General features: G+C 64.5%; 18 protein-coding genes. 7 read left to right on the top strand and 11 right to left on the bottom strand.

Annotation, left to right across the window (positions count from 1 at the left end; all coding sequences use genetic code 11):
• Nucleotides 1–63: 63 nt before the first annotated feature.
• Nucleotides 64–1,434: a glutamate--cysteine ligase gene (locus BLS26_RS20495; RefSeq protein ID WP_092514107.1), complete on the bottom strand. Its 1,371-nt coding sequence runs from the start codon at nt 1,432–1,434 to the stop codon at nt 64–66.
• 96 nt (nt 1,435–1,530) lie between these two features.
• The gene (locus BLS26_RS20490) at nt 1,531–2,019 is read right to left on the bottom strand and encodes a MarR family winged helix-turn-helix transcriptional regulator (protein WP_092514105.1); all 489 of its coding nucleotides are present in this window, start codon (nt 2,017–2,019) and stop codon (nt 1,531–1,533) included.
• Between the two features lie 225 nt (nt 2,020–2,244).
• On the opposite strand from BLS26_RS20490, the gene gstA reads away from it, so the two are divergent.
• Nucleotides 2,245–2,856: a glutathione transferase GstA gene (gene gstA / locus BLS26_RS20485; protein WP_092514103.1), complete on the top strand. Its 612-nt coding sequence runs from the start codon at nt 2,245–2,247 to the stop codon at nt 2,854–2,856.
• 233 nt (nt 2,857–3,089) lie between these two features.
• Here the strand turns inward: gstA and BLS26_RS20480 are convergent, their stop codons facing one another.
• The 4 genes from BLS26_RS20480 to BLS26_RS20465 form a co-directional block, all read right to left on the bottom strand.
• The gene (locus tag BLS26_RS20480) at nt 3,090–5,303 is read right to left on the bottom strand and encodes an FAD-dependent oxidoreductase (RefSeq protein WP_092514101.1); all 2,214 of its coding nucleotides are present in this window, start codon (nt 5,301–5,303) and stop codon (nt 3,090–3,092) included.
• Nucleotides 5,304–5,445: 142 nt separating this feature from the next.
• On the bottom strand, nt 5,446–6,654 hold the full coding sequence (locus BLS26_RS20475) for an acetyl-CoA C-acetyltransferase (protein WP_092514099.1): 1,209 nt from the start codon (nt 6,652–6,654) through the stop codon (nt 5,446–5,448).
• 73 nt (nt 6,655–6,727) lie between these two features.
• Complete coding sequence (locus tag BLS26_RS20470; RefSeq protein WP_092514097.1) at nt 6,728–8,518, bottom strand: acyl-CoA dehydrogenase C-terminal domain-containing protein; 1,791 nt, start codon at nt 8,516–8,518, stop codon at nt 6,728–6,730.
• Nucleotides 8,519–8,697: 179 nt separating this feature from the next.
• On the bottom strand, nt 8,698–9,093 hold the full coding sequence (locus BLS26_RS20465; protein WP_092518318.1) for a nuclear transport factor 2 family protein: 396 nt from the start codon (nt 9,091–9,093) through the stop codon (nt 8,698–8,700).
• A 170-nt stretch (nt 9,094–9,263) separates the two neighbouring features.
• On the opposite strand from BLS26_RS20465, the gene BLS26_RS20460 reads away from it, so the two are divergent.
• The 5 genes from BLS26_RS20460 to BLS26_RS20440 all read left to right on the top strand — a co-directional run bounded on the left by BLS26_RS20460 (nt 9,264) and on the right by BLS26_RS20440 (nt 16,338).
• Nucleotides 9,264–9,851 (top strand): PadR family transcriptional regulator, encoded by a 588-nt coding sequence (locus BLS26_RS20460; protein ID WP_092514095.1) that lies wholly within the window; start codon nt 9,264–9,266, stop codon nt 9,849–9,851.
• A gap of 193 nt (nt 9,852–10,044) precedes the next feature.
• On the top strand, nt 10,045–13,446 hold the full coding sequence (locus BLS26_RS20455; RefSeq protein ID WP_092514093.1) for a tetratricopeptide repeat protein: 3,402 nt from the start codon (nt 10,045–10,047) through the stop codon (nt 13,444–13,446).
• A gap of 181 nt (nt 13,447–13,627) precedes the next feature.
• The gene (locus BLS26_RS20450; RefSeq protein ID WP_244541639.1) at nt 13,628–14,353 is read left to right on the top strand and encodes a hypothetical protein; all 726 of its coding nucleotides are present in this window, start codon (nt 13,628–13,630) and stop codon (nt 14,351–14,353) included.
• Between the two features lie 276 nt (nt 14,354–14,629).
• Complete coding sequence (locus tag BLS26_RS20445; protein ID WP_092514089.1) at nt 14,630–15,556, top strand: sulfite exporter TauE/SafE family protein; 927 nt, start codon at nt 14,630–14,632, stop codon at nt 15,554–15,556.
• Nucleotides 15,553–16,338: a TIGR02186 family protein gene (locus tag BLS26_RS20440; protein WP_244541638.1), complete on the top strand. Its 786-nt coding sequence runs from the start codon at nt 15,553–15,555 to the stop codon at nt 16,336–16,338. The genes BLS26_RS20445 and BLS26_RS20440 overlap by 4 nt, the downstream gene beginning before the upstream one ends.
• Nucleotides 16,339–16,453: 115 nt before the next feature.
• Here BLS26_RS20440 and BLS26_RS20435 read toward each other — a convergent pair whose 3' ends face one another.
• Entirely contained in the window at nt 16,454–17,824 is a 1,371-nt protein-coding gene (locus BLS26_RS20435) for an NRAMP family divalent metal transporter (protein ID WP_092514087.1), read from the bottom strand.
• Between the two features lie 129 nt (nt 17,825–17,953).
• Nucleotides 17,954–18,877: a DMT family transporter gene (locus tag BLS26_RS20430; protein WP_092514085.1), complete on the bottom strand. Its 924-nt coding sequence runs from the start codon at nt 18,875–18,877 to the stop codon at nt 17,954–17,956.
• Between the two features lie 94 nt (nt 18,878–18,971).
• Here BLS26_RS20430 and BLS26_RS20425 point away from each other — a divergent pair, with 94 nt between their 5' ends.
• Nucleotides 18,972–19,835, top strand: a complete 864-nt coding sequence (locus tag BLS26_RS20425; protein WP_092514083.1) for a LysR family transcriptional regulator — start codon at nt 18,972–18,974, stop codon at nt 19,833–19,835.
• Nucleotides 19,836–19,848: 13 nt separating this feature from the next.
• Here BLS26_RS20425 and BLS26_RS20420 read toward each other — a convergent pair whose 3' ends face one another.
• From BLS26_RS20420 to BLS26_RS20410, 3 genes are read right to left on the bottom strand one after another with little or no spacing between them, the layout of a single operon-like run.
• Entirely contained in the window at nt 19,849–20,259 is a 411-nt protein-coding gene (locus tag BLS26_RS20420) for a hypothetical protein (RefSeq protein WP_092514081.1), read from the bottom strand.
• 2 nt (nt 20,260–20,261) lie between these two features.
• The gene (gene pdeM / locus BLS26_RS20415) at nt 20,262–20,933 is read right to left on the bottom strand and encodes a ligase-associated DNA damage response endonuclease PdeM (protein WP_172804808.1); all 672 of its coding nucleotides are present in this window, start codon (nt 20,931–20,933) and stop codon (nt 20,262–20,264) included.
• A gap of 42 nt (nt 20,934–20,975) precedes the next feature.
• A complete protein-coding gene (locus tag BLS26_RS20410; RefSeq protein ID WP_092514077.1) occupies nt 20,976–23,537 on the bottom strand; it encodes a ligase-associated DNA damage response DEXH box helicase in 2,562 nt (853 codons plus the stop codon).
• Nucleotides 23,538–23,596 lie beyond the last annotated feature (59 nt).

Below are 23,596 nucleotides of genomic sequence, written 5' to 3'. Positions count from 1 at the left end.
AAGAAAACGCGTCAAAACAAAGAATAGAGCCCGGTTCTGATTCAATCAGAACCTAAAAGGGCTCTAGAACGCGTATTCCTGATAGGCCGGTTCCACCGAGCCACCCCAGGCGCCCTGATACTTTTCCAGCATCTCTTCCGCCGGGGTCCGACCGCAATCGAGGATCCGCTCCAGCGGCTCGAGAAACCGGCTCTCGTCGCGGCCGGAATGATCGACGCGGTTGCGCCGCCGCAGACCGGCATGCGACAGCTTCAGGCATTCCCGGGCGACCTCGAACAAATAGCGATCGCGGATCCGGGCCTTGAAGCCCAGCCGCGGCACGTCGTCGCGCAACGCCTGGCGCTCATAGGCATTCCAGTGGCTGACCAGATCCCAGGCCGCGTTCAGGGTGTCGTCGTCGTACAGCAGGCCGACCCAGAACGCCGGCAGCGCCGGCAGCCGGCCCCACGGCACGCCGTCGGCGCCGCGCATTTCCAGATAGCGCTTCAGCCGCACTTCCGGAAAAATCGTCGAGAGGTGATTGGCCCAGTCCGACAGCGTCGGGCGCTCGCCGGGGAAGGCCGGGTTCTTGCCGTCGAAGAAGGCGCGGAACGACGAACCCGATACGTCGATATATTCGTCGCCGCGCTTGACGAAATACATGGGAACATCGAGCGCGTAGTCGACCCAGCGCTCGAACCCCATGCCGTCCTCGAACGCCCAGGGAATCATGCCCGAGCGCGCGTTGTCGGTGTCGCGCCAGATTTCGGAACGGAAGGTGAGGAAGCCGTTGGGCCTGCCTTCGGTGAACGGCGAATTCGCAAACAGTGCGGTCGCGACCGGCTGCAGCGCCACCGATACCCGGAGCTTCTTGACCATGTCGGCTTCGGAGGAGAAGTCGAGATTGGTCTGCACCGTGCAGGTCCGGAACATCATGTCGAGGCCGTATTGGCCGACCTTCGGCATGTAGCTGCTCATGATCTTGTAGCGGCCCTTGGGCATGACAGGGATCTGCTTGCGCGACCAGGACGGCGTCATGCCGAGTCCGAGAAAGCCGATGCCGAGCGGGGTGGCGATCTCGCGCACCTGCGCCAGATGCGCCATCAGCTCCGACTGGGTCTGGTGCACCGTCTCGACCGGCGCGCCCGACAATTCGAACTGCCCGCCGGGCTCCAGCGAAATCGCGCCGCCGCCGGTGACGTCGTAAAGCCCGATGATGTTGCCGCGCTCCATGATCGGCTCCCAGCCGAGCAGAAGCTGCATGCCTTCGAGCAGCGCGCCGATACCCTTGGCTCCTTCATAGGGCACAGGATGGTGGCCCTCGAGCGTGAACGGGGTCTTCTCGTGTTCGGTGCCGATGCGGAATTCGCTCGGCGGCTTCACGCCGGCCTCCAGCCACGCCACGAGTTCGTCGCGCGATTGCAGCGGCGTCATATCGATCTGGTCACGCGCCATAGAAAATCCGGATGTGGGGCGATTCGACCGAACGCGCCGTATGGCCAAAGGGGATGCGGACGGCGTTGTCCGCAGCAACGAAAGGGTTCGGGGTTATCATCGCGCCGGCACGCCCTCTCGGGCGGCCACGGCCTTGATATCCTCGCAGGAGCAGCCGAGCCGGTCGAGCAGACCGCACAGCTTGACGGCATCGGTATCGGAAAGTTTGGAGCCGACGTATTTTTCGATCGCCGCCGAATAGGCGTTCCACATCTTCTTCTGCAGCTCGCGCCCGGCCTCGGTGATCTCGACGAACTGGCCGCGCTTGTCGATCTTGCATTCGCGCCGCGCCGCCAGCCCCTCGTCAACCAGACGGTCGATCAGCCGCGAGGTCGAGTATTGCGGGATCAGCATCTGCTTCTCCAGCTCGACCGGGCGCATCTCGCCGGACGGCGCGCGCGACAATTCCAGCAGCGCGTCATACCAGGCCAGCGGCGGGAAGCCGGCCTTCTTCAAATCCTGCTCGACGGCATCGAGCACCCGGCTCTGGACCCGCATCAGGCGGATCCAGGCGGCGGTCGCCTCGGTCGAAGGTTTGCGTTTCATCGTTCAGTCCGTCTCTGTCACGGATCAGTGTACCGCACTAAATGCAGCTGCATCAATCTTGACTATTTCATGCAGATGCATTTAGTCACTCCGGAACGTTTTCAAACACCGGTCCCGTAAAGAAAACGTCACACAACAGCGGTTTTGGACCCCACCGGTTCTGATAGGCTCGGGGCCTCAGGCCCAAAAGCCACACTCCATAAATTTCGAGGGAAGGAAAATCCGATGAAATTGTATTACTCGCCCGGCGCCTGCTCGCTCTCCCCCCACATCGCGCTGCTCGAAGCCGGTCTGCCCTATGACCTGGTCAAGGTCGACCTGCGCGCCAAGAAGCTGGAAAACGGCGACGATTATCTGCAGATCAACCCGAAGGGCCAGGTGCCGGCGCTGGCGCTGGACTCCGGCGAACTCGTCACCGAAGGCCCGGTCATCGTCCAGATGATCGCCGACAAGGCCGGCAAGGGTCTCGCGCCCGCCCGCGACAGCGACGAGCGCTACAAGCTGCAGGCCTGGCTCACCTATATCAACAGCGAATTGCACAAGAACATTGGCCCGCAGTTCAGCCCGGTGCTCGCCGATGACGCCAAGGCGTTCTTCAAGGACCGCGTGATGGGCAAGTTCAAGTATGTCGACGGCGAACTGGCCGGGAAAGACTATCTGATGGGCAAGCAGTTTACCGTGGCCGACGGCTACATGTTCACGATGCTGTCCTGGGCCGAGCGGATGAAGTGGGATCTCGACGGCCTGTCGAACCTGATGGCCTACAAGGCCCGCGTCGGCGCCCGCCCGAAGGTGCAGGAAGCCCTCGTCAAGGAAGGCCTGATGAAGGCGGCGTAAGGTTTTGTAATCGGAATACGAAAGGGGCCGGATCGATGATCCGGCCCTTTTTTTGTTTTGCATTACGTATCCATCCCCCGTCGTCCCCGCCTAGTGCGCAATTGCGCACGGGGCGCGGGGACCCATAACCACCGGCCGTGGTTATTGCGAAAGGTGGCTACCGTCCGCGCCCAACCGATAGGCCGCGGCGTATGGGTCCCGGATCGCGCTTCGCTTGTCCGGGACGACGGAGGCTACGCCGCCGCCTTCTTCGGCGGGAAGCGGCCATAGAATGTCTCGTCCTTGGCGGCCATCTCGACCAAGAGTTTCGGCGGCGTGAAGCGCGAGCCGTATTTGGCCTCTAACTTGTGGCAGAGTTCGACGAACTTCTTCGTCCCCATGAAGTCGATATAGGACAGCGTGCCGCCGGTGAACGGCGCGAAGCCGAAACCGAGGATCGAGCCGACATCGGCCTCGCGCATGTCGGTGATGACGTGATCCTCCACCGTGCGCGCGGCTTCTACCGCCTGTACGACGAGAAAACGCTGCTTCAACTCCTCGACGCTTAGCGTATCGGGATCGAGCTTCTTCGGCTGCAGGTCGGCCAGGCCCGGCCACAGGCTCTTCTGACCCTTGCCCTTTTCGGGATAGTCGTAGAATCCCTTGCCGTTCTTGCGGCCGAGGCGGTTCTGCTTCTCCACCAGCTCCACCATCAGCTTCTTCTGATCGGGATTGATGGCGTTGGGGCCGAGATCTGCCTCGGTCGCCTTGATGACCTTGAGGCCAAGGTCGAGCGCGACCTCATCCGACAGCGACAGCGGGCCGACCGGCATGCCGGCCATCTTGGCGACGTTCTCGATCATTGCCGGCGGTACGCCTTCGAGGAACATCTCGTTGCCTTCGGCGATGTAACGTCCGACACAGCGATTGGCATAGAAGCCTCTGCTGTCGTTGACCACGATCGGCGTCTTGCCGATCGCACGGGTATAATCGAGCGCGGTGGCGAGCGCTGCATCACCGGTGTTCTTGCCGACGATGATCTCGACCAGCATCATCTTCTCGACCGGCGAGAAGAAGTGGATGCCGATGAACTTGCCCTGGTCTTTGAATTCTTCCGCCAGCGAGTTGATCGGCAGGGTCGAGGTGTTGGAGGCGAAGATCGCGCCGTCCTTCAAGAGCGGCTGCGCCTTGGCGTAGGTATCCGCCTTGACCTTGCGATCCTCGAACACCGCTTCAATGACGAGGTCGCAATCCCTGAGCACGTTGTAATCGGCGGTCGCGGAGATGCGGCCCAGGATGGCGTCGCGATCGCTTTCCTTGGCGCGGCCCTTCTTGATCAGGTCGTCGATCACGGCACTGGCGTGGCCCTTGCCCTTGTCGGCGCTTTCCTGGTCGCGGTCGATCAGCACCACGTCGATGCCGGCGCGCGCCGAGACGTAGCCGACGCTGGCGCCCATGAAGCCGGCGCCGATCACGGCGAGCTTCTTCACTTTGGTCGGCGGCACGTTGGCCGGACGCCGCGCGCCCTTGTTCAGTTCCTGCATCGACAGGAACAGGCTGCGGATCATCGCGGCGGCTTCGTTCGAGCGCAAAACTTGCGTGAAGTAGCGCGACTCGACCCGAAGTGCAGCGTCGATCGGCAACTGCAGGCCTTCATAGACGCAGCTCATGATGGCGCGCGCCGCCGGATAGTTGTCGTAGGTCTCGCGGCGGTAGATGGCGTTGCCGGCCGGGAACATCATCATGCCGGCCTTGGAGAACACCGCCCCGCCGGGCAGCTTGAAACCCTTCTCGTCCCAGGGGGCTACCGCCTTGCCGCCGCCCTTGATCCACTCCTTCGCGGCCTGGATCATCTCGGCGGCAGGAACGATGGCGTGAATCAGATTGAGCGCCTTGGCTTTCGCCAGATTGATCGCTTCGCCCTTCAACAAAAGCTGCATCGCATCCTGCGGCGAGACGATGCGCGGCACGCGCTGGGTGCCGCCGGCGCCGGGGAACAGCCCGACCTTCACTTCGGGCAGACCGAGGCGGGTCTTCGGATTGTCGGCCGCGACGCGGTAGTGACAGGACAGCGTCAGCTCGAAACCGCCGCCGAGCGCGAGGCCGTTGATGGCCGCGACCCACGGCTTGCCTGAGGTCTCGATCGAACGAAACACCTGCGAGAAGCGGCGGCTCTGGTCGAACAGCACCTGATTGGCCGCGACCTCGCCCTTGTCCTTGAGCAGCGCGGCATAGGTGTTGGCCATGCCCTCCATCATCGACAAATCAGCGCCGGCGCACAGCGCTTCCTTGCCGGAGGTGATGACGACGCCCTTGACGGCGGCATCCTCAGAGGTCTGCTTGATGATCGCCTCGAGTTCGCTGATCGAGGTTTCGTCCAGCACGTTCATCGAACGGCCGGGCGTGTCCCAGGTCACCAGCACGATGCCGTCGGCGTCGGTCTCGGTCTTGAAATTCTTGAAGGCCATGTGTTGCTCCCTCGATGCCGGCTGCCCGTTCGAGCGCGGCGGTTGTCCGTGATTTCGTAGGGTGGGTTAGCGAAGCGTAACCCAGCGCCTTCGTTGCCGCAGCATGGTGGGTTACGGCTTCGCCTAACCCACCCTACGGCAGTTACACTCGTTCGATGATCGTAGCTGTCCCCATGCCGCCGCCGATGCACAGGGTTACCAGCGCGGTCGACTTATCGGTGCGTTCGAGTTCGTCGAGCACGGTGCCGAGGATCATGGCGCCGGTGGCACCGAGCGGATGACCGAGCGCGATCGCGCCGCCATTGACGTTGATCTTCGAAGGATCGATCTCGAACGCCTGCATGTAGCGCAGCACCACCGAGGCAAAGGCCTCGTTGAGTTCGAACAAGTCGATGTCCGACTTCTTCATGCCGGAGCGTTCGAACAGTTTTTCGGTGACGTCGACCGGGCCGGTCAGCATCATCGCCGGCTCCGAACCGATATTGGCGAAGGCGCGGATTTTCGCGCGCGCCTTCAGGCCGTGCTTGGCGCCCGCCTCCTTGCTGCCGAGCAGCACCGCACCGGCGCCGTCGACGATGCCCGACGAATTGCCGGCGTGATGCACGTAGTTGATGCGCTCGACTTCGGGATGCGCCTGGATCGCCACCGCGTCGAAGCCGCCCATCTGGCCCATCGCCACGAATGACGGCTGCAACTGGCCGAGCGACTGCATGGTCGTGGTCGGCCGCATGTGCTCGTCCTTGGCCAAAATCGTCAGGCCGTTGATGTCCTTGACCGGCACCACTGAGTTATTGAAGCGGCCCTCGTCCCAGGCCTTGGCCGCGCGCTGCTGGCTCTGCACCGCATAGGCGTCGACGTCGTCGCGCGAGAAACCGTATTTGGTCGCGATCAGATCGGCCGAGACGCCCTGCGGCATGAAATAGGACGGCACCGCCATCGAGGGATCCATCGGCCAGGCGCCGCCGGAGGCGCCGATGCCGACGCGGCTCATCGATTCGGCGCCGCCGCCGATCACGAGTTCATGCTGGCCGGCCATGATCTGGGCGGCGGCGAAATTCACCGCGTCGAGGCCGGAGGCGCAGAAGCGGCTGATCTGGACGCCGGGAACGGCCTCGCCGAGGCCGGCCTTCATCGCCGCAAAGCGGGCGATGTCGGAGCCGGCTTCACCGACCGGATCGACCACGCCGAGGATGACATCGTCGACGACGTCTTCGGGCAGGTTGTTGCGTTCCTTCAACGCCCTGAGCGGCACCGTCGCCAGCGCCAGCGCGGTGACCTCATGAAGCGAGCCATCGGCCTTGCCGCGGCCGCGCGGGGTGCGAACGTGATCGTAGATATAGGCCTCGGGCATGCTGCCCTCCTTATATGAGGATCATAATATATAAGCTGAAGTCGTCGCGGAGTCTCGTCCGCGACGAAGAATCTCAGAACGCTTCCGCCGCCAGTTCCATCGTGGTCGCGGCCCCGGACTGGATCCGTGCCAAATGGACGGATGTTTCCGGCAACATCCGCTCCATGAAGAAGCGGCCGGTCACCAGTTTGGTGGAGAGATAGGACGTGGCGCCGGAGCCTGCCATCTTGTCCTGCGCCACTTTGGCCATGCGGGCCCACATGTAGCCAAAGGTGACGAGGCCGAACAGTTGCATATAGTCGGTGGCGGCAGCGCCCGCGTTGTCGGGCTTCGCCATCGCATTCTGCATCAGCCAGCCGGTGGCCTGCTGCAGGTGGCCCAACGCGGCCGACAGCGGCGCCACGAACGGCTTCATGGCATCGTCTGCGCCGTGCTCCTTGGCAAACGCGGCGACTTCGCCGAAGAACGCCATTACGGCGCGGCCGCCGTCGCGCGGCAGCTTGCGGCCGACGAGGTCGAGCGCCTGAATGCCGTTGGCGCCTTCATAAAGCATGGCGATGCGTGCATCGCGCACGAACTGCTCCATGCCGTGTTCGGCGATATAGCCGTGGCCGCCATACATCTGCTGCGCCATCACCGCGTTGGAGAAACCGACGTCGGTCATCACGCCCTTCATGACCGGGGTCATCAGGCCCATATGGTCGTCGGCCTCCTGGCGATCCTTGGGATCGCTCGAACGGTGGGCGACGTCGCTCTTCAGCGCGGTCCACACCACCATGGCGCGCGCCGCCTCGTTGAAGGCGCGGATGGTGAGCAGCACGCGGCGCACGTCGGGATGCACGATGATCGGATCGGCCGGCTTGTCCGGCGCCTTCGGCCCCGTCAGCGAACGGCCCTGCAGGCGCTCGCGCGCATAGTTCACGGCGTTCTGATAGGCGACTTCGGATTGCGCGAGGCCCTGGACGGCGACGCCGAGGCGAGCTTCGTTCATCATCACGAACATGCCCTGCATGCCCTTGTTTTCCTCGCCGATCAGCCAGCCGGTGGCGCCGTCGTAATTCATCACGCAGGTCGAATTGCCGTGAATGCCCATCTTGTGCTCGATCGAACCGCAGGAGACGCCGTTGCGGGCACCGAGCGAGCCGTCGGCATTGACCAGAATCTTGGGCACCACGAACAGCGACACGCCCTTGATGCCGGCTGGAGCGCCTTCGATGCGCGCCAGCACCAGATGGATGATGTTGTCGGCGAGATCGTGCTCGCCGGCGGAGATGAAGATCTTGGTGCCCGTGATCTTGTAACTGCCGTCGGCCTGCTTGACGGCCTTGGTGCGCAACAGACCGAGATCCGTGCCGCATTGCGGCTCGGTCAGGTTCATGGTGCCGGTCCATTCGCCCGCCACCATCTTCGGCACGAACATCTTCTTCTGTTCCGGCCTGCCGTGCACCATCAGCGCTGCGGTCGCGCCCATGGTCAGGCCGCCATACATCGAAAACGCCATGTTGGCCGCGCTCTGGAATTCGGTAACGACCTGGCTCAGCGTCACCGGCAACCCCTGCCCGCCATATTCCGCCGGCGCCGACAGCCCGAGCCAGCCGCCTTCGGCGACCTGCTTGAAGGCTTCCTTGAAACCCTTTGGCGTGGTGACGCTGCCGTCGTCGTGGCGGACGCAGCCTTCGAGATCGCCGCTGCGATTGAGCGGTTGCAGCACCTCTTCGCTCAACTTGGCCGCCTCGCCGATGATGGCTTCGCGCACGTCGGCGGAGGCATCGGTAAAACCGGGCAGGTTGTCGTAGCGATCGATCTGGAACACGTCATTGAGCAGGAAGGTGACGTCTTCCACGGGGGCTTTGTAGGTCGGCATGGCGTTCTCCCGGCAGGGGGCGGAATGAGTGCGGACTGCGTTTGGTGAAAGCTGAACTGGAAGCGGAGTTTTGCGGCGTTCCGGATTCGGACCTTATCCGGTTCCGGACGCCGCAGGGAGTGAGCGAAGCAGCAAATATCGAGTCGTTCGACGCGTCATGGCGGCGCCGGGCATTGGCCTCACGCCTTGGTCGCCTGGGCCAGTTGCTCGCCCATCAGGCGATGCAGCAAATTCATTCCCTTGAGCGGACGCACCATCACCTTGAAATGAACGATGCGGTCGTCGGCGCTGAAGGTGATGATATCGACGCCGTTGATCTTGATGCCTTCGATCTCGTTTTCGAATTCGAGCACCGCGCCGGTGTCGTTGCGCCATTCCCCGACATATTTGAAGCCCGGGCCGCCGAGCACCTTCTCGGCGCTCGCCAGATACTTGAAGGTGATGTCACGGCCGCGTTGCGGCGTGTGGACCACGGGACTTTCGAATACCGCGTCGGGATGCAGCAGCTCCCACAAGACAGCGGTGTCATGGGACTTCATGTAGCCGTACCACTTGTCGAGTGCGGTCATGGTCATCATGTCTCCTGTGCGGGCGATGACGTGCTTGAGCGCGACACGCAAACCGCCTCAATTTATGCGCGTTGACGCATATGCAACTTTATGCATAATGTCAACGACAGCAGCTCCTGAAATCCGGAAGGCTTCGGAATACCTAAATACCGCAAAAGCTGAGGAGGGTTGACGTCTTGGCGCTTGGCGACGCGATCCTGGCCTGCCTGACCGAACATCCGATGACGGGCTATGAGCTCGCCAAGACCTTCGATTCGTCGATCGGGTTCTTCTGGAAAGCCGACCACCAGCAGATCTATCGCGAGCTGTCGCGGCTGCGCGACCGCGGCCATATCCAGGGCCGCGAGGTGGTACAGTCCGGCAAGCCCAACAAGCTGGTCTATACCCTTACACCCGAGGGCCGTGCTGCGCTCCGGCACTGGGCCGCCCGGCCGAGCAGCCCGTCCTCGATCAAGGACGACCTCTTGGTGCGGCTTTACGCGCTCGACAGCATCGATATCGATCCGCTGCGCGACGACCTGATGGCGCGGCTGGAACACCACCGCGACCGCTGCTCCCGCTATGAGCGGATCCTCAACAAGCGCTTTCCTCACGGCGTCGCGCCGCCGGCCGACCTGGGCAAGCTGCTGCTGCTGCGGATGGGCCTTCGCCACGAGCGCAATGTCGCCGACTGGTGCGAAGAGGCGCTCGACATGCTCTCCGCCCTCAGCCACGGGGCCAATGTCGTCCCGATCGACGGCGGCCAGCGCGAAAACAACGGCTAGACTGGCCGCTTAGCTCTCGGCCGGGCAACTTTACTGACCGGCGGCCCCAATCCTTAACCCGTTATTTACCGTAACGCGAAAAAGTCAGGATCTGAGGCAGACGACCTGCGCGGAATTCGATTGTCTCTTGGTGGGGACGCGCGGGGAGGCTGATGGCGCAAGTATAGCGCCGGAGTCGGAACCGGACCTGAGCATGAATTCGCGCGTATCGTGGAGTGTTGACGGCATCGATCCCTCGGTTCGCGAAAGGGCCGAGGCAGCCGCGCGCCGCGCCGGCATGTCGCTCAGCGAATGGCTCAATTCCACCGTCGGCGAACCCGTCGGGGCCCCTTCCCGTGACTCCCACGATCAAGGCCCGGCGATGCCGAGCCGGGAAAGCCGCGATGTCGCCGACATCCATCAGCGGCTGGATTCCATCACCCGGCAGATCGAACAGATTTCAAAGCCCGCACCGCGCAGCGAAGCGCCGCGTGGCGAAGCCATGCCGGCCGAGCCGACGGTGGCCCGTCAGCTCAACGACGCCATTTCCCGCCTCGACGCCCGGCTGTCTCAGATCACGAGCGCAGGTGCTTCACGCCAAACCTCGTCTCAAGTCCCATCGCCGAACCGTGAGGCCCAGGCCGCGATGGTCGAGCGGGCCGCAGCCCAGGTCTATCGTCCCTCGCCGCCGCTAAGCCCGGTCTCGTTTGACGCCGCGATCGCCGAGATCGCGGCGCGACAGAACGAACTCGACGGTTCGCCGCAGCCGTTGCCGCCGCGCAGCGCGCCGCCGATCGCGCCCGCAGCAGTCGCCGGCCCGGACTTCTCCTCGCTGGAACGTCATCTGCTCAAGATCACGAGCCAGATCGAGTCGCTGCGCCCCTCCGATCACATCGAAGCATCGATCGCGGCCTTCCGCGGCGAACTCGCCGAAATCCGCCAAGCCATCACCGAAGCGATGCCGCGCCGGGCCATCGATTCGATCGAGAACGAAATCCGCTCCCTGTCGCGCCGCATCGACGACAGCCGCCAGAGTGGCACCGACGGCCAGATCCTTGTCGGCATCGAGCGCGCGCTCGCCGAAATCCATGGTGCGCTGAGCAAGCTGACGCCGGCCGAGCAGCTCACCGGCTACGACGACGCGATCCGCAGCCTCGGCGCCAAGCTCGACCTGATCCTGCGCTCCAACGACGACCCATCGACCGTTCGCCAGCTCGAAGACGCGATATCGGCGCTTCGCTCGATCGTCTCCAATGTGGCCTCCAATGACGCGCTGGCGCGGCTTTCCGAGGACGTGCATTCGCTGTCGGCCAAGGTCGACCAGCTCGCCCGCGCCGATGGCAACGGCGATTCCTTTGCCATCCTCGAGCAGCGCCTTGCCTCGCTGACCTCGTCGCTGGAAAGCCGCGAACGCCCCGCGGCCACTGAGCCTTCGGAATTTGTCGAAGGCGCGCTGCGCTCCCTGACCGAACGCCTCGACCGCATACCTGTCGGTAACGACAATGCGTCGGCGTTTGCCCATCTCGAACAGCGCGTATCCTATCTCTTGGAACGGCTGGAAGCTTCGACCGACCGCGGCGCCGCGCCGTCGCTCGATCTCGGACGGGTCGAGGAAGGGCTGCTGGACATCCAGCGCTCGCTCGAACGCCAGCACGCCAATCTGGTCTCGCTCGCCGACACCAGCCGCAGCGGCGGCGGGCCGGCAGCGATGGACTCCGACATCGTCGACGCCGTCAAACGCGAATTGTCCGACATCCGCTACAGCCAGTCGGAAACCGACCGCCGCACCCAGGACTCTCTGGAGACGGTTCACAACACGCTCGGCCATGTGGTCGATCGGCTGGCGACGATCGAGGGCGACTTGCGCGCGGTTCGCGCCGCGCCGATCGCGGCCCAGCCGATGGCGTCGTCCGCTCCAGCCGTCACCATGCGCGAGGAAGCCTCGCGCGCGGCAATGCCGCCGCAAACTTCTGCGCCGATGCCCTATACGCAGGCGCTGGCGCCGCAGCCGAAGCCGGAATTGCCGAATCCCGCTTCCATGCAGGAAACCTTCGCCGCCGCCCCGCGCGAATTCCATGCCGCCCAGCCGGTAGCGCCGCCGACGCCGCGCGCGATCAGCGAAATCCTCGAACCGCACGCGGCACCGCCGCGCGCGGCGATCGCGCCGGATCTGCCGCCGGATCACCCGCTCGAGCCGGGCACCCGGCCGGCCGCGCGGATGTCTTCGCCGTCGGAGCGAATCGCCGCTTCCGAAAGCGTGATCAACGAGATCGCGGCCGGACCGAAAGAACCCGTCAGTTCATCGAGCTTCATCGCCGCCGCGCGCCGCGCCGCGCAGGCTGCTGCCGCCGCTCCTGCCAATGAGAAGGCCGCTCGCGCCGCTGCCAAGGCCGCCGCCAAAGACAAGGGTGGCGACAGCAAGATCAAGGTCGGGGCGAAGATCGCGCAGCCCGGCGACACAACGCCGTCCAACATGACCTCCCGGGTCCGCTCGCTGCTGGTCGGCGTCAGCGTGGTCGTGATCGTGCTCGGTACTTTCAAGATGGCGATGACACTGCTCGACACCGGCAGCAGCACGCCGATGCCGGGAATCGAAAATTCGACCGAATCTGCCGCACCGCCACCCGCTCCGGCGGAGAGCGGCGCCAAGCCCGCGATGCCGGCGCCATCAGCGCCCTCGCTGATGTCGCCGACCCCGGCCGACCGGCAATCGAACAACATGTCCGCGCCGAACACGCTGGACAGCGCGCGTGTCGTGATCCCGCCGCAGGCGCAGTCCTCTCTGGCCCCGGCGGCGGCTGCGGCCCCGGCGCCGGCCGGCGACGTCACCGGTGCGATCCCCACCGTGCAGGGGACTTCATCAGGCAAATTCTCGATGGTGCAGGTGCCGCCGAGCGAGCGGCTGCCCGACGCCATCGGCGGTCCGGTGCTGCGCGCCGCCGCTCTGAAGGGCGATCCGACCGCGGCCTACGAGGTCGGCGTGCGCTTTGCCGAGGGCAAGGGCATTGCTGCGAATCTCGACGAAGCCGCCAAATGGTACGACCGCGCGGCGCAGGCCGGCGTGGTGCCCGCGATCTTCCGGCTCGGCACCTTCTACGAGAAGGGCCTGAGCGTGAAAAAGGACGTCGATATCGCGCGACGTTATTACCTGCAGGCCGCCGAACGCGGCAACGCCAAGGCGATGCATAACCTCGCGGTGCTCGACGCCGACGGCGGCGGCAAGGGCGCCAACTACAAGAGCGCGTCGCAATGGTTCCGCAAGGCGGCCGATCGCGGCGTCGCCGACAGCCAGTTCAACCTCGGCATTCTCTATGCCCGCGGCATCGGCGTCGAACAGAACCTCGCCGAATCCTTCAAATGGTTCAGCCTCGCCGCAGCCCAGGGCGATGCGGATTCCAGCCGCAAGCGCGACGACATCGCCAAGCGCCTCGACGCCCAGTCGCTGGCGGCGGCCAAGCTCGCGATCCAGACCTTTACGCCGGAGCCGCAGCCCGACGACGCCGTCAATGTCGCGGCCCCGCAAGGCGGCTGGGACTCGGCGCCGGCGACGGCCAATGCGACCAAGCCCGCGGCCAAGCCGGTGGTAACCAAGCGCGCGGCGGTCACGCCGCGATAACGCCACCGGCAATGCCGCTGGCATTGCCGCCACATCCTCGGCCATAACGTCGTATATTGGACCTGATGAGTTCAGGTCCCATTGGCTTTGTGACGAGGGTCGATTGTCTGCGGACGATAATCAGGACGGTGCGGATCGCTTCCGAAGGTCGCCGACAGGGCCTTCTGTCGCAGCGCCGCGCATGCCGGCCGCTCCGCCTCCGGCGGCTTCCGTCAAAGCACCGGGCTTCAGGCCCCGTTTCTGGTCGGTTGCCGTGTTTGTCCTGGTCGCTTCCGGCATTGGCATTCGCGCCTATCGCGACCTGTCGCGGCCCGATGCCTGGGACTACTGGAAAGACCAGTACATCTCACCGAGCCTGACGGCCTCGCTGGTCGCCAAAGCCTATCTCGGCAACGCCGATCAGGGCCGGCGGACGCTTGCGGTCAGTGGGACGATCGGCCCGGCCGCAGCAACCCTGTTCCGTCAGCGGCTCGACGAAGCCGGCCTCGCCGCCGGCGACCTGGTATTGCTGTCGTCGCCCGGCGGCGATCTGAGTCAGGCCGTGATCATGGGCGAGATCATTCGATCGCGCGCCCTGGCGACGGCGGTCGGCACCGCCGACGCCTCCGGCCGCGTCAAACCGGCTTATTGCGCCAGCGCCTGCGTGCTGGTCTATGCGGGCGGCAAGCCCCGCTTCGGGGTGCTGGGCTCGGCGCTCGGCGTCCACCGGTTTGTGACCTCCAGACCGGTGAGCGATCCCGTCGCCGACACCCAGCGGATTCAAGGCGCCGTGCTCGGCTACATGACCAAAATGGGGGTCGCCTCATCCGTCGTCGAAGCGATGTCCGAAACCCGGGAGATCCGCTGGCTCGCGCCCAAGGACGCGCTGGCGATGAACCTCATCACCGAACCGCTCAGTAAGCCCTAAGGCCCACAGGCCCGGGGCGATCAGGCGCGTTCGCGGCCCGTTAACCGCACCTGTTCACCACAGCGGAAAAATGCGTCAAAGCCGAAGGCAAAAAATTGCCTGCGAGCGCATTCTTTAGTCCATCCTGCCGTCGAATTCGGTTATGCAAAGGCCGCGGTAACCGGCTCCGCGCACGCGAATCGCGCGGCCTGCCGGATGCCACTGCCGGCACCACCACAACCATGCCGTGAGCGGCCTCCGCGAGGCCAGCGGCAGAACGACAAAAAGCGGACGCGCGTGCAGCTCTACCTTCCGATCGCCGACATTCCGGTCAATGTCTTCCTCATCCTGGCGATGGGCGCGGCGGTTGGTTTCGTCTCCGGCATGTTCGGCATCGGCGGCGGCTTCCTGATGACGCCGCTGTTGATCTTCGTCGGCATCGCGCCTGCGGTCGCGGTCGCCTCTGTCGCCAGCCACATCGCAGCGTCGTCGTTTTCCGGCGCGTTGTCCTACTGGCGACGGCGCGCCATCGATCCACTGCTGGCAGCCGTGCTGTTAAGCGGCGGCACGATCGGGACGGCACTTGGCGTCTGGACCTTCACGCTGCTGCGTTCGCTCGGCCAGCTCGATCTGATGATCGCGATGTCCTACGTGATCCTGCTGACCACCGTCGGCGGGCTGATGTTCTGGGAAGGCCTGCGCGCGCTGTTGCGGACCCGCCGCGGCGGCGCGGCCACGATCCGGCGTCCGGGCAGCCATGGCTGGATTCACGGATTGCCGCTGAAGGTGCGCTTCAAGCGCTCCAAGATCTATCTGTCAATCATCCCCGTCATCGTCATCGGCCTGATCATCGGCTTCATCGGCGCCGTCATGGGCATCGGCGGCGGCTTCATCCTGGTGCCGCTGATGATCTATGTGCTGCGGGTGCCGACCTCGACCGTGATCGGCACCTCGATGGTACTGACGCTGGTCACCATGGTGTTCGCCACCATGCTGCACGCGGTCACCAATCATCTGGTCGACGCCGTGCTGGCGCTGATCCTGATGATCGGCGGCGTCACCGGCGCGCAGTTCGGCGCGCGGGCGGGCCAGAAAATACGTGGTGAACATCTGCGGCTGCTGCTCGGCCTCCTGGTGCTTGCCGTCGGCGTCCGCTTCGCCATCGAACTGGTGATCCGGCCCGAAGACCTGTTCACGATCCGGGAAACCGGAGGCGCCGGATGATCGCGCGCGCCCTGCTCACGCCTGCCGCCTGTTTGCTCGGTGCGGCGCTCGCGGCGTCGCCCGCAGAGGCCGAGCGGCTGATCGTGTCGGTGTCGAACCACCGCGTGACGGTGACGCCGAATTATTCCGGTGAGGAGCTGGTGCTGTTCGGCTCGGTCGAGAAGGACGCTTCCACGCCGGCCAGCCGCAACAATTACGATCTGGTGGTGACGGTGGCCGGCCCGCGCGCCGACATGGTGACGCGCCGCAAGGAACGCAAGTTCGGCATCTGGATCAACACCGACTCCCGCCAGTTCCTGAAAGTGCCGAGCTATCTCGCGCTGTTTTCCAACCGGCCGTTCGACACCATCGCTTCGCCGGAAGTGCAGCGGCGGCAGCAGCTCGGGCTGAACAACGTGCTGTTGACCCAGCGCGTCGGGCCCGACTATGCCGACGTGGTGCCGAACGACGCCTTCCGCAGCGCCTTCGTGCGGCTGCGTTCCGAGCACGGGCTCTATCGCGAGGCGACCTCGGCGGTGACGTTCCTGACGCCGACGCTGTTTCGCACCGGGATTCCGCTGCCGGCGGAAGTGCCGATCGGCACCTATGACGTCGAGATCAAGCTGTTCGCCGACGGCGCGCTGGTGACCAAGACCGAAACCGCGTTCGAAATCGTCAAAGTCGGCTTCGAACAGTTCGTCGCCACCACCGCGCGCCAGAACGGCCTGGTCTACGGCCTCATCACCGCCTTCATGGCGCTGATGACGGGCTGGATGGCCTCGATCGTGTTCCGGAAGGATTGAGTCAGCTCCTCATGGTGAGGAGGCGCAACGCGCCGTCTCGAACCATGAGCTCGTGGCCCATCCTTCGAGACGCGCGCAAGAGCGCGCTCCTCAGGATGAGGTTGGCGGGTGCAGCCTACTTGCCGCCGACAAACATCCCGACGCCCATCGCCAGCACGCTCAACAACATCGCCGCGGTCGATAGCCAGCCTAGCCAATAGAGCGGGCCGCGGATGACGAACTTTCCCATCACATTCTGCTGCCGCGCCATGATCATCAGCAACACCATGACGGGAACGGCGAGCACGCCGTTGACGACCGCGCTCCAGTACAGCGCCTGGATCGGATCGATTTTGGTGAAATTGAGCGCGATGCCGATCGCGGCCGACAGCGCCAGCACGGAATAGAACGCGATCGCTTCCTTGGGCTTGCGCGCGAGCCCGACCGGCCATCGCCGTCCCTCGCCCACCGCATAGGCGGTGGCGCCGCCGAGCACCGGGATCGCCAGCAGACCGGTGCCGACGATGCCGAGCGCAAAGATCACTTCGGCGAATTGGCCGGCGATCGGGCGCAAGGCTTCCGCCGCCTGCGCCGAGGTCTGGATGTCGGTCTTCCCCGCCGCATGCAGCGTCGCCGCGGCGGTGATGATGATCGCCAGCGCGATCAGGTTGGAGAATGCCATGCCGACGATGGTATCGGCACGGATGCGATGGAACTCCTTTTGCGCGCCGTAGTGCTTGTCGATCAGCGGCTGCTTGGTGACGTCGACGCGCTGGTCCTCGGCTTCCTGCGAGGCCTGCCAGAAAAACAGGTAGGGCGAGATCGTGGTGCCGAAGATCGCCACGATGGTGGTGAAGTAATCCGCGCTCCAGGTCAGGCGCGGCACCAGCACGCCGGTCAACGCCTCACCCCACGACACATGCGCAAAGGCGAGCGCTGCGACATAGGCGAACAGGCTCAGCGTCAGCCATTTCAGCACCGACACGTAGCGCTTGTAGTCGAGAAAGATCTGCGCCACGACCGAGGTGACGCCATAGAACAGCACGTAGATCATGCCGGGCCCGCCGATCAATAGCTTGGTGGCGTCCGCCATGGCGCCGAGATCGGCCGCGATGTTGACCGTATTGGCGATGAACAACAGCGCCACCACCACGTTGAGCAGCCACGGCGAGTAGTGCCGGCACACATTGCCTGAAATGCCATGACCGGTGACGCGGCCGACCCGCGCGGAAATTTCCTGGATCGCGGCCATCAGCGGGAAGGTCAGCAGCATGGTCCAGCCGATGCCGTAACCGAGTTGCGCGCCGGCCTGGCTGTAGGTGCCGATCCCCGACGGATCGTCGTCGGAGGCGCCGGTGATCAGCCCGGGACCGAGCGCTTTCAGAAAATAGCGGACGCTGAACGGCTCCTTGACCTTGTCCTTGTTGGCCTCGGCCTTCGGTGCCGGCTTGTCATGGCCGGTCTTCTTGTCGTGGTGCTTTGAATTTGAATGTTTGTGATCTGACATGCCCGATTCCAGCCGCCGCGACAACGAACCGGACAAGGTTCGGTTCCAGTCATAGGAACCTGCCTTAGGGACCCCAGGCACGCAAGGCAATGCGCTCGATCAAACAGGCTGAGTGCGCGGTGACTCTTGTTACGAGGATCGGGCGACCGCAGCCGCGGGACGGGTCACCAGATAGATGCCGAGCGCGACCGGAACGATCCCGAGCAGGTCGCGGAATTCGACGTGTTCGCCAAGCACGAGAAACGCGAACAGCATGCCGAGCGGCGGCATCAGGAAGTGATAGGCGCTGGCGGCGGTGGCGCCGCAGACCTTCAGCAGGTGAAACCACAGCAGATAAGCCAGGATCGATCCGCCGAACACCAGGAACGCGAAGGCGCCGAGCAGCCGCGCGCTCGGCACGATATCGCCGACATCGGCGAACGTGAACGCGATCGGCAGCAGCACGATGCCGGCGGCGAGGTTCTGCACGCCATTGCCGACCCAGAGGCTGCCCTTCGGCGCCAGCACCTTGAACAGGATGGTGCCGACCACGATCGAGGCCAGCGAGGCCAGCGTGAACAGGATGCCGTGCAGGCTGTCCGTGCCGACGGACATGCGGTGCCAGACGATGAAGCCGACGCCGGTGATGCCGAGCACAAGCCCCGTCACCTTGCGCCAGTTCAACGCCTCGCCGAGAAACAGCGCCGCAAGTGCTGCGGTAAACACCGGATTGGCGCTGACGATGAGGCCGCCGAGACCGGCCGACACCGTCTTGAGCCCGGTGTAACCGAGCCCGAGATAGAGCGCGTTGTTGGCGACGCCGAGAACGGCGAACACCGCGGCATCGCGCCATGTGAGGGATGACCAGGCTTCGCCGCGCAATGCCGTGATTCCAAGGATCACAATCCCCGCCAGCGAAAAGCGCGCCGTCAGCAGGATCAGCGGCGGGCAATCGGTGACGCCGATCTTGCCGGCGACGAAAGCAAAGCTCCAGAGCAGGCAGAACAGCGCAATATAGAGCGGCAGCGGATTGAAGCCGGTGCGGGGAACCGCGACCGAGGGGGCGAGCGACATGGAAAGTCTCCTTTCCCATCAGGTAGGCCTCGACCTTGATATTTGGAAATTAAATGATAAACTGATAATCAGTGGATTTATAAATGGAGCATGTATGCTCGATCTGGAGCTGCTGCGCAGTTTCGTCTCGGTGGTCGATGCCGGCGGTTTCACCCGCGCCGGCGAGCGCGTCCATCGCACCCAGTCGACCGTCAGCCAGCAGATCAAGCGGCTGGAAGACGATGTCGGCCAACCCCTGCTCAATCGTAGCGGCAAGGACGTGACGCCGACGGAAGCCGGCGAGCGGCTGTTGTCCTACGCACGGCGGCTGCTGGCGCTCGCCGAAGAGGCCCGCGATGTGATGGCGCGTCCGGGCAGCGAAGGCGCGGTGAAGCTCGGCATCCCCGAGGACTTTGCCGCCTACCGCCTCGCCAAATTGCTGGCGACATTCTCGCGGTCGCGACCGGGCCTGCGGCTCGATGTGCGTGCCGACCAGAGCACCTATCTGCGGCGCGACATCGAACGCGGCGACCTCGATCTCGCGCTGCTCAAGCGCGACGCCGGCGAGAAGGGCGGCATCGCGGTGTGGCCCGAGAAGGTCCACTGGGTCACCAGCAAGACGCATCCGATCGACAGCAAAACCGGCTCGGTGCCCCTGATCGGCTTTCCCGCCGGCTGCCTCTACCGCTCGCGCGCGATCCACGCGCTCGAAAGCGCGGGACGATCCTGGCACATGGCCTATACCTCGTCGGGCCTCGCCGGCATTCAGGCCGCGGTCGCCGCTGGATTGGGCTTGAGCATCCTGTCCGACATCGCCATCCAGGCCGATCATCGCATGCTGACGGCCAAGGATGGTTTTGCGCCGATCGACAAGACCGAAGTGGCGCTGGTGGCCTCGCCCGACGCCAGCCCGGCGACGTTGCGGCTCGCCGATCGCCTCGCCGAGTTCTGCGACACGGTGCAGGCGAAGGCGGCGTAGACCCGCACGCGGACTATTCTTGCTCGACCAAAACTTCCTTGGCGAGAATCCAGCCGGAAAGGCCGTACGACGCGTTTAAATCGAAGGCCTGCATTCCCATTACCGCGAGTGCTTGCGCCGCAGAACCGAGATCAGCCGCCCAAGCTGGGGCGCCCGTCATACGATAAGACTCGGCGATCTGACCCCCACGTTCAACGATGAGTTGCCCAACAGGAATTCTCTGTAATGAGAAAATGATGTTTCCGAATGCGTCGTTCTCGAACTGGTATCCCTCTACGCCATTGAAAACGATAGTGCGATCTCGCTGGAGTTCGTTTCCCGGGATCCTTGGGTCGCGCGTTGCGCGGAGCTTGATCTGACGTGCCTCACAATTCACCTCGTACGAAACGAGGAAGTTATCATGGAGCGAGGGCACAGCGATCATTTTCAATAACACCGCGACGCGGCGATGGCGTGCAGCTTGTTGTCGCCGAGCACATGCGCCATCAGGCCCGGCGCGCGAAAGATCTTTGCGAAGGCCGCATCGCGGATGCTGAGTCCGCCGGTATAGGCGCCGAACGCCGGCATCACCGCGCGCTCGCCGTCGCAGGCAAAACATCGCCGCTCGATCGAACGGCCGCGCGTCGGCACCCGCGCCTTGGGATGCAGATGCCCGGCGATTTCGCCGGACGCGCCGGTCGGCTCATGGCGGAACACGATCGGTCCGATCGCGACTTCGCTGGCGACCACGCCGCCGAGATCGGACGGCAAATGCGGATCGTGATTGCCCGAAATCCAGATCCAGTCGCGCCGCACCTGCATTGCCGTCAAGGCTTCACGGTCGGGTTCCGACAGCCGCTCATGCGCGTCGCGGTCATGAAAACTGTCGCCGAGCGCGATCACCATGCGGGGATCATGCCGCGCGATCACGGCCGCCAAGCGGCTCAGCGTGGCTATGGTGTCATAGGGCGGCAGCAGCACGCCGCGTGAGGCGAAGCTGGAACCTTTTTCCAGATGCAGATCGGAGACAACGAGCAGGCGCTGCTCCTGCCAGAACAGCGCGCCGGAGAGATCGGCGAGGAACATGACGTCGGCAATGGCAACCTTCGATACGCGCATGTCCTGATCGTATCCCGAAACCTGCGCCCCTGCCGTCACGTTTTATCCTGTCGCCTCTTTGACCAGTCCATCGGCGGCTTCCGCCAGCAACTCGTCGGCCGCCTCGCCATAAACCGACTCACGGCCGATTTCCAGCATCACCGGCACCGCCAGCGGTGAGACGTGATCGAGTTCCCGATGGGTGATTCGCCCCTGAATGCGGGCGAGCATATCACCCAATCGCTTGAGATCGAGCAGCCCGGTGGCGGCGTCGGCGCGGGCGGCACGCAACAGCACGTGGTCGGCCTGGTGCTTGCGCAACACGTCATAGATCAGGTCGGTCGAGAACAGCACCTGGCGGCGGGATTTTTCCTCGCCGGTGAAGCGCCGTGCGATCAGGCCGGAAATGACAGCGCAGGTCCGGAAGGTGCGCTTCATCAAAGCGGATTCGGCGAGCCAGGCCTCGAGGTCGTCGCCCAGCATGTCCGGATCGAACAGCGCGTTGAGATCGAGCTTGCCGTGGCGGATCATGAACGACATGTCGCCGAGCCCCCACACCGCCAGCGCATATTCGTTGGCGACGAAACCGAGCGGCCGCACCCGCATCCGCTCCATCCGCCGCGTCAAGAGCATACCGAGCGTCTGGTGCGCCAGCCGGCCTTCGAAGGGATAACAGACGAGGTAATGCTTGTTGCCGCGTGGAAAGGTTTCGATCAGCAGTTCGCGCACCGCCGGCACCTTCGAAAAGTCCTTCTGCAGCGACAGCCAGTCGCGCACCTGATCCGGCAACGCGTTCCACTGCCGCTTGTCGTCGAGCAGTCTGCGGACGCGTTCGGCGAGGTACGTCGAGAGCGGAAACTTGCCGCCCATATAGGACGGCACCTTGGCGTCTTTGTCGTTGGCGCGGGAAACGTAGACATTGTCTTCGGCGAGGGCTTCGTAACGCACGACCTCGCCGCCGAATACAAAAGTGTCGCCGATCACGAGGCCTTCGATAAAGGCTTCCTCGATTTCGCCGAGCATGCGGCCGCCGCGGCCGAGCGCACCCGTCGAACCCGAGCCGCCGCCGCGCGAGCGCACCAGCTTCACCTTCAGCATGGTGTCTTCGACGATGGTGCCGACGTTGAGGCGATAGCTTTGCCGCACCCTTGGATTGGCGACGCGCCAGCGGCCGTTCTTGTCCTGCTTGATGCGCGCGAAACGCTCATAAGATTTCAGCGCGTAGCCGCCGGTGGCGACGAAATCGACCACGTCGTCGAAATCCGTACGCGTCAGGCCGGAGTAAGGCGCCGCCGTCAGCACCTCCTGATAGAGTTCGTCGGACAAAAATGGTTCGCCGCAGGCGCAGCCGAGCACATGCTGCGCCAGCACGTCGAGCGCGCCGATTCGCAAAGGTGGTGTATCCTGCGCATTGTCGGCGATGGCGTCGATCGCGACCGCGCATTCCAGCACCTCGAAACGATTGGCCGGCACCAGCACCGCCCGCGAGGCTTCGTCGATGCGGTGATTGGCGCGGCCGATCCGTTGCATCAGCCGCGACGCGCCCTTGGGTGCGCCGACATTGATGACGAGATCGACGTCGCCCCAGTCGACGCCGAGGTCCAGCGACGAGGTGCAGACCACGCCGCGCAATTTGCCGGCCGACATCGCGTCCTCGACCTTGCGGCGCTGGGCGACGTCGAGCGAACCGTGATGCAGCGCGATCGCGAGGCCCTCCTCGTTCATGCGCCAGAAATCCTGGAACAGCATTTCGGCCTGGCTGCGGGTGTTGACGAAGATCAGCGTGGTCTTGTTGCGCTTGATCAGTTCGTACATTTCGCCGAGCGCGTGGCGCGCGCTGTGGCCGGCCCAAGGGAGCCGCTCCTTGGTATCGAGCATTTCGACGATTGGCGCCGCGGCGCCGCCCGCCACCACGATGTCGGCGGATACTTCATTGCCGTCGCGCTGCGGCACCAGGAACCGCGCCAGCGATTCCGGCTCGGCGACGGTTGCCGACAGACCGATGCCGCGCATGTCAGGCGCCAGTTGCCACAGCCGCGCCAGACCGAGTGACAATAGATCGCCACGCTTGGAGGTGACCAGCGCATGCAGTTCGTCGAGCACGATCCTTTTCAGCGAGCCAAACAGGAACGGCGCATCGTCGGACGACAACAGCAGCGCCAGTTGCTCGGGCGTGGTGAGGAGGATGTCCGGCGGATAACGCCGCTGCCGCTGCCGCCGCGACACCGGCGTGTCGCCGGTGCGGGTCTCGACCTTGACCGGCAGGCCCATCTCGGCAATCGGCGTCTCCAGATTGCGCGCGATGTCGACCGCGAGCGCCTTCAGCGGCGAGATGTAGAGGGTGTGGAGGCCGCCACTGCGCTTGACGCCGCGGCCGGTGGAGATGACGCTCTTCTTCTCCCCTTCTCCCCTTGCAGGCGACGACGACAATTCCACCAGCGTCGGCAGAAATCCCGCGAGCGTCTTGCCGGCGCCGGTGGGCGCAATCAGCAGCGCCGAACGGTCGTCGCGGGCCTTGGCCAGTAAAGCGAGCTGATGTTCACGCGGCGACCAGCCGCGCGAGGCGAACCACCGGCGAAAACGGTCCGGCAGCAGCGCAGCCGTTTCAAGCGGCGTAAGGGGCAAGGGATCGGTTGACGGCACGCCCCAAGAGGTAAGCGGTCAGGGCCGCTTCGTCGAGGGCG

Source organism: Afipia sp. GAS231 (assembly GCF_900103365.1).
Classification (GTDB): Bacteria; Pseudomonadota; Alphaproteobacteria; order Rhizobiales; family Xanthobacteraceae; genus Bradyrhizobium.
Note: the sequence above shows the minus strand (reverse complement) of the source record. Positions and strands in the feature narration are given on the sequence as shown.

Excerpts from the sequence above, each read along its gene's own strand:
- BLS26_RS20495 (WP_092514107.1), bottom strand. The coding sequence starts at position 1,434 with ATGGCGCGTGACCAGATCGATATGACGCCGCTGCAATCGCGCGACGAA.
- BLS26_RS20490 (WP_092514105.1), bottom strand. The coding sequence starts at position 2,019 with ATGAAACGCAAACCTTCGACCGAGGCGACCGCCGCCTGGATCCGCCTG.
- gstA (WP_092514103.1), top strand. The coding sequence starts at position 2,245 with ATGAAATTGTATTACTCGCCCGGCGCCTGCTCGCTCTCCCCCCACATC.
- BLS26_RS20480 (WP_092514101.1), bottom strand. The coding sequence starts at position 5,303 with ATGGCCTTCAAGAATTTCAAGACCGAGACCGACGCCGACGGCATCGTG.
- BLS26_RS20475 (WP_092514099.1), bottom strand. The coding sequence starts at position 6,654 with ATGCCCGAGGCCTATATCTACGATCACGTTCGCACCCCGCGCGGCCGC.
- BLS26_RS20470 (WP_092514097.1), bottom strand. The coding sequence starts at position 8,518 with ATGCCGACCTACAAAGCCCCCGTGGAAGACGTCACCTTCCTGCTCAAT.
- BLS26_RS20465 (WP_092518318.1), bottom strand. The coding sequence starts at position 9,093 with ATGACCATGACCGCACTCGACAAGTGGTACGGCTACATGAAGTCCCAT.
- BLS26_RS20455 (WP_092514093.1), top strand. The coding sequence starts at position 10,045 with ATGAATTCGCGCGTATCGTGGAGTGTTGACGGCATCGATCCCTCGGTT.
- BLS26_RS20450 (WP_244541639.1), top strand. The coding sequence starts at position 13,628 with ATGCCGGCCGCTCCGCCTCCGGCGGCTTCCGTCAAAGCACCGGGCTTC.
- BLS26_RS20440 (WP_244541638.1), top strand. The coding sequence starts at position 15,553 with ATGATCGCGCGCGCCCTGCTCACGCCTGCCGCCTGTTTGCTCGGTGCG.
- BLS26_RS20435 (WP_092514087.1), bottom strand. The coding sequence starts at position 17,824 with ATGTCAGATCACAAACATTCAAATTCAAAGCACCACGACAAGAAGACC.
- BLS26_RS20430 (WP_092514085.1), bottom strand. The coding sequence starts at position 18,877 with ATGTCGCTCGCCCCCTCGGTCGCGGTTCCCCGCACCGGCTTCAATCCG.
- BLS26_RS20425 (WP_092514083.1), top strand. The coding sequence starts at position 18,972 with ATGCTCGATCTGGAGCTGCTGCGCAGTTTCGTCTCGGTGGTCGATGCC.
- BLS26_RS20420 (WP_092514081.1), bottom strand. The coding sequence starts at position 20,259 with ATGATCGCTGTGCCCTCGCTCCATGATAACTTCCTCGTTTCGTACGAG.
- pdeM (WP_172804808.1), bottom strand. The coding sequence starts at position 20,933 with ATGCGCGTATCGAAGGTTGCCATTGCCGACGTCATGTTCCTCGCCGAT.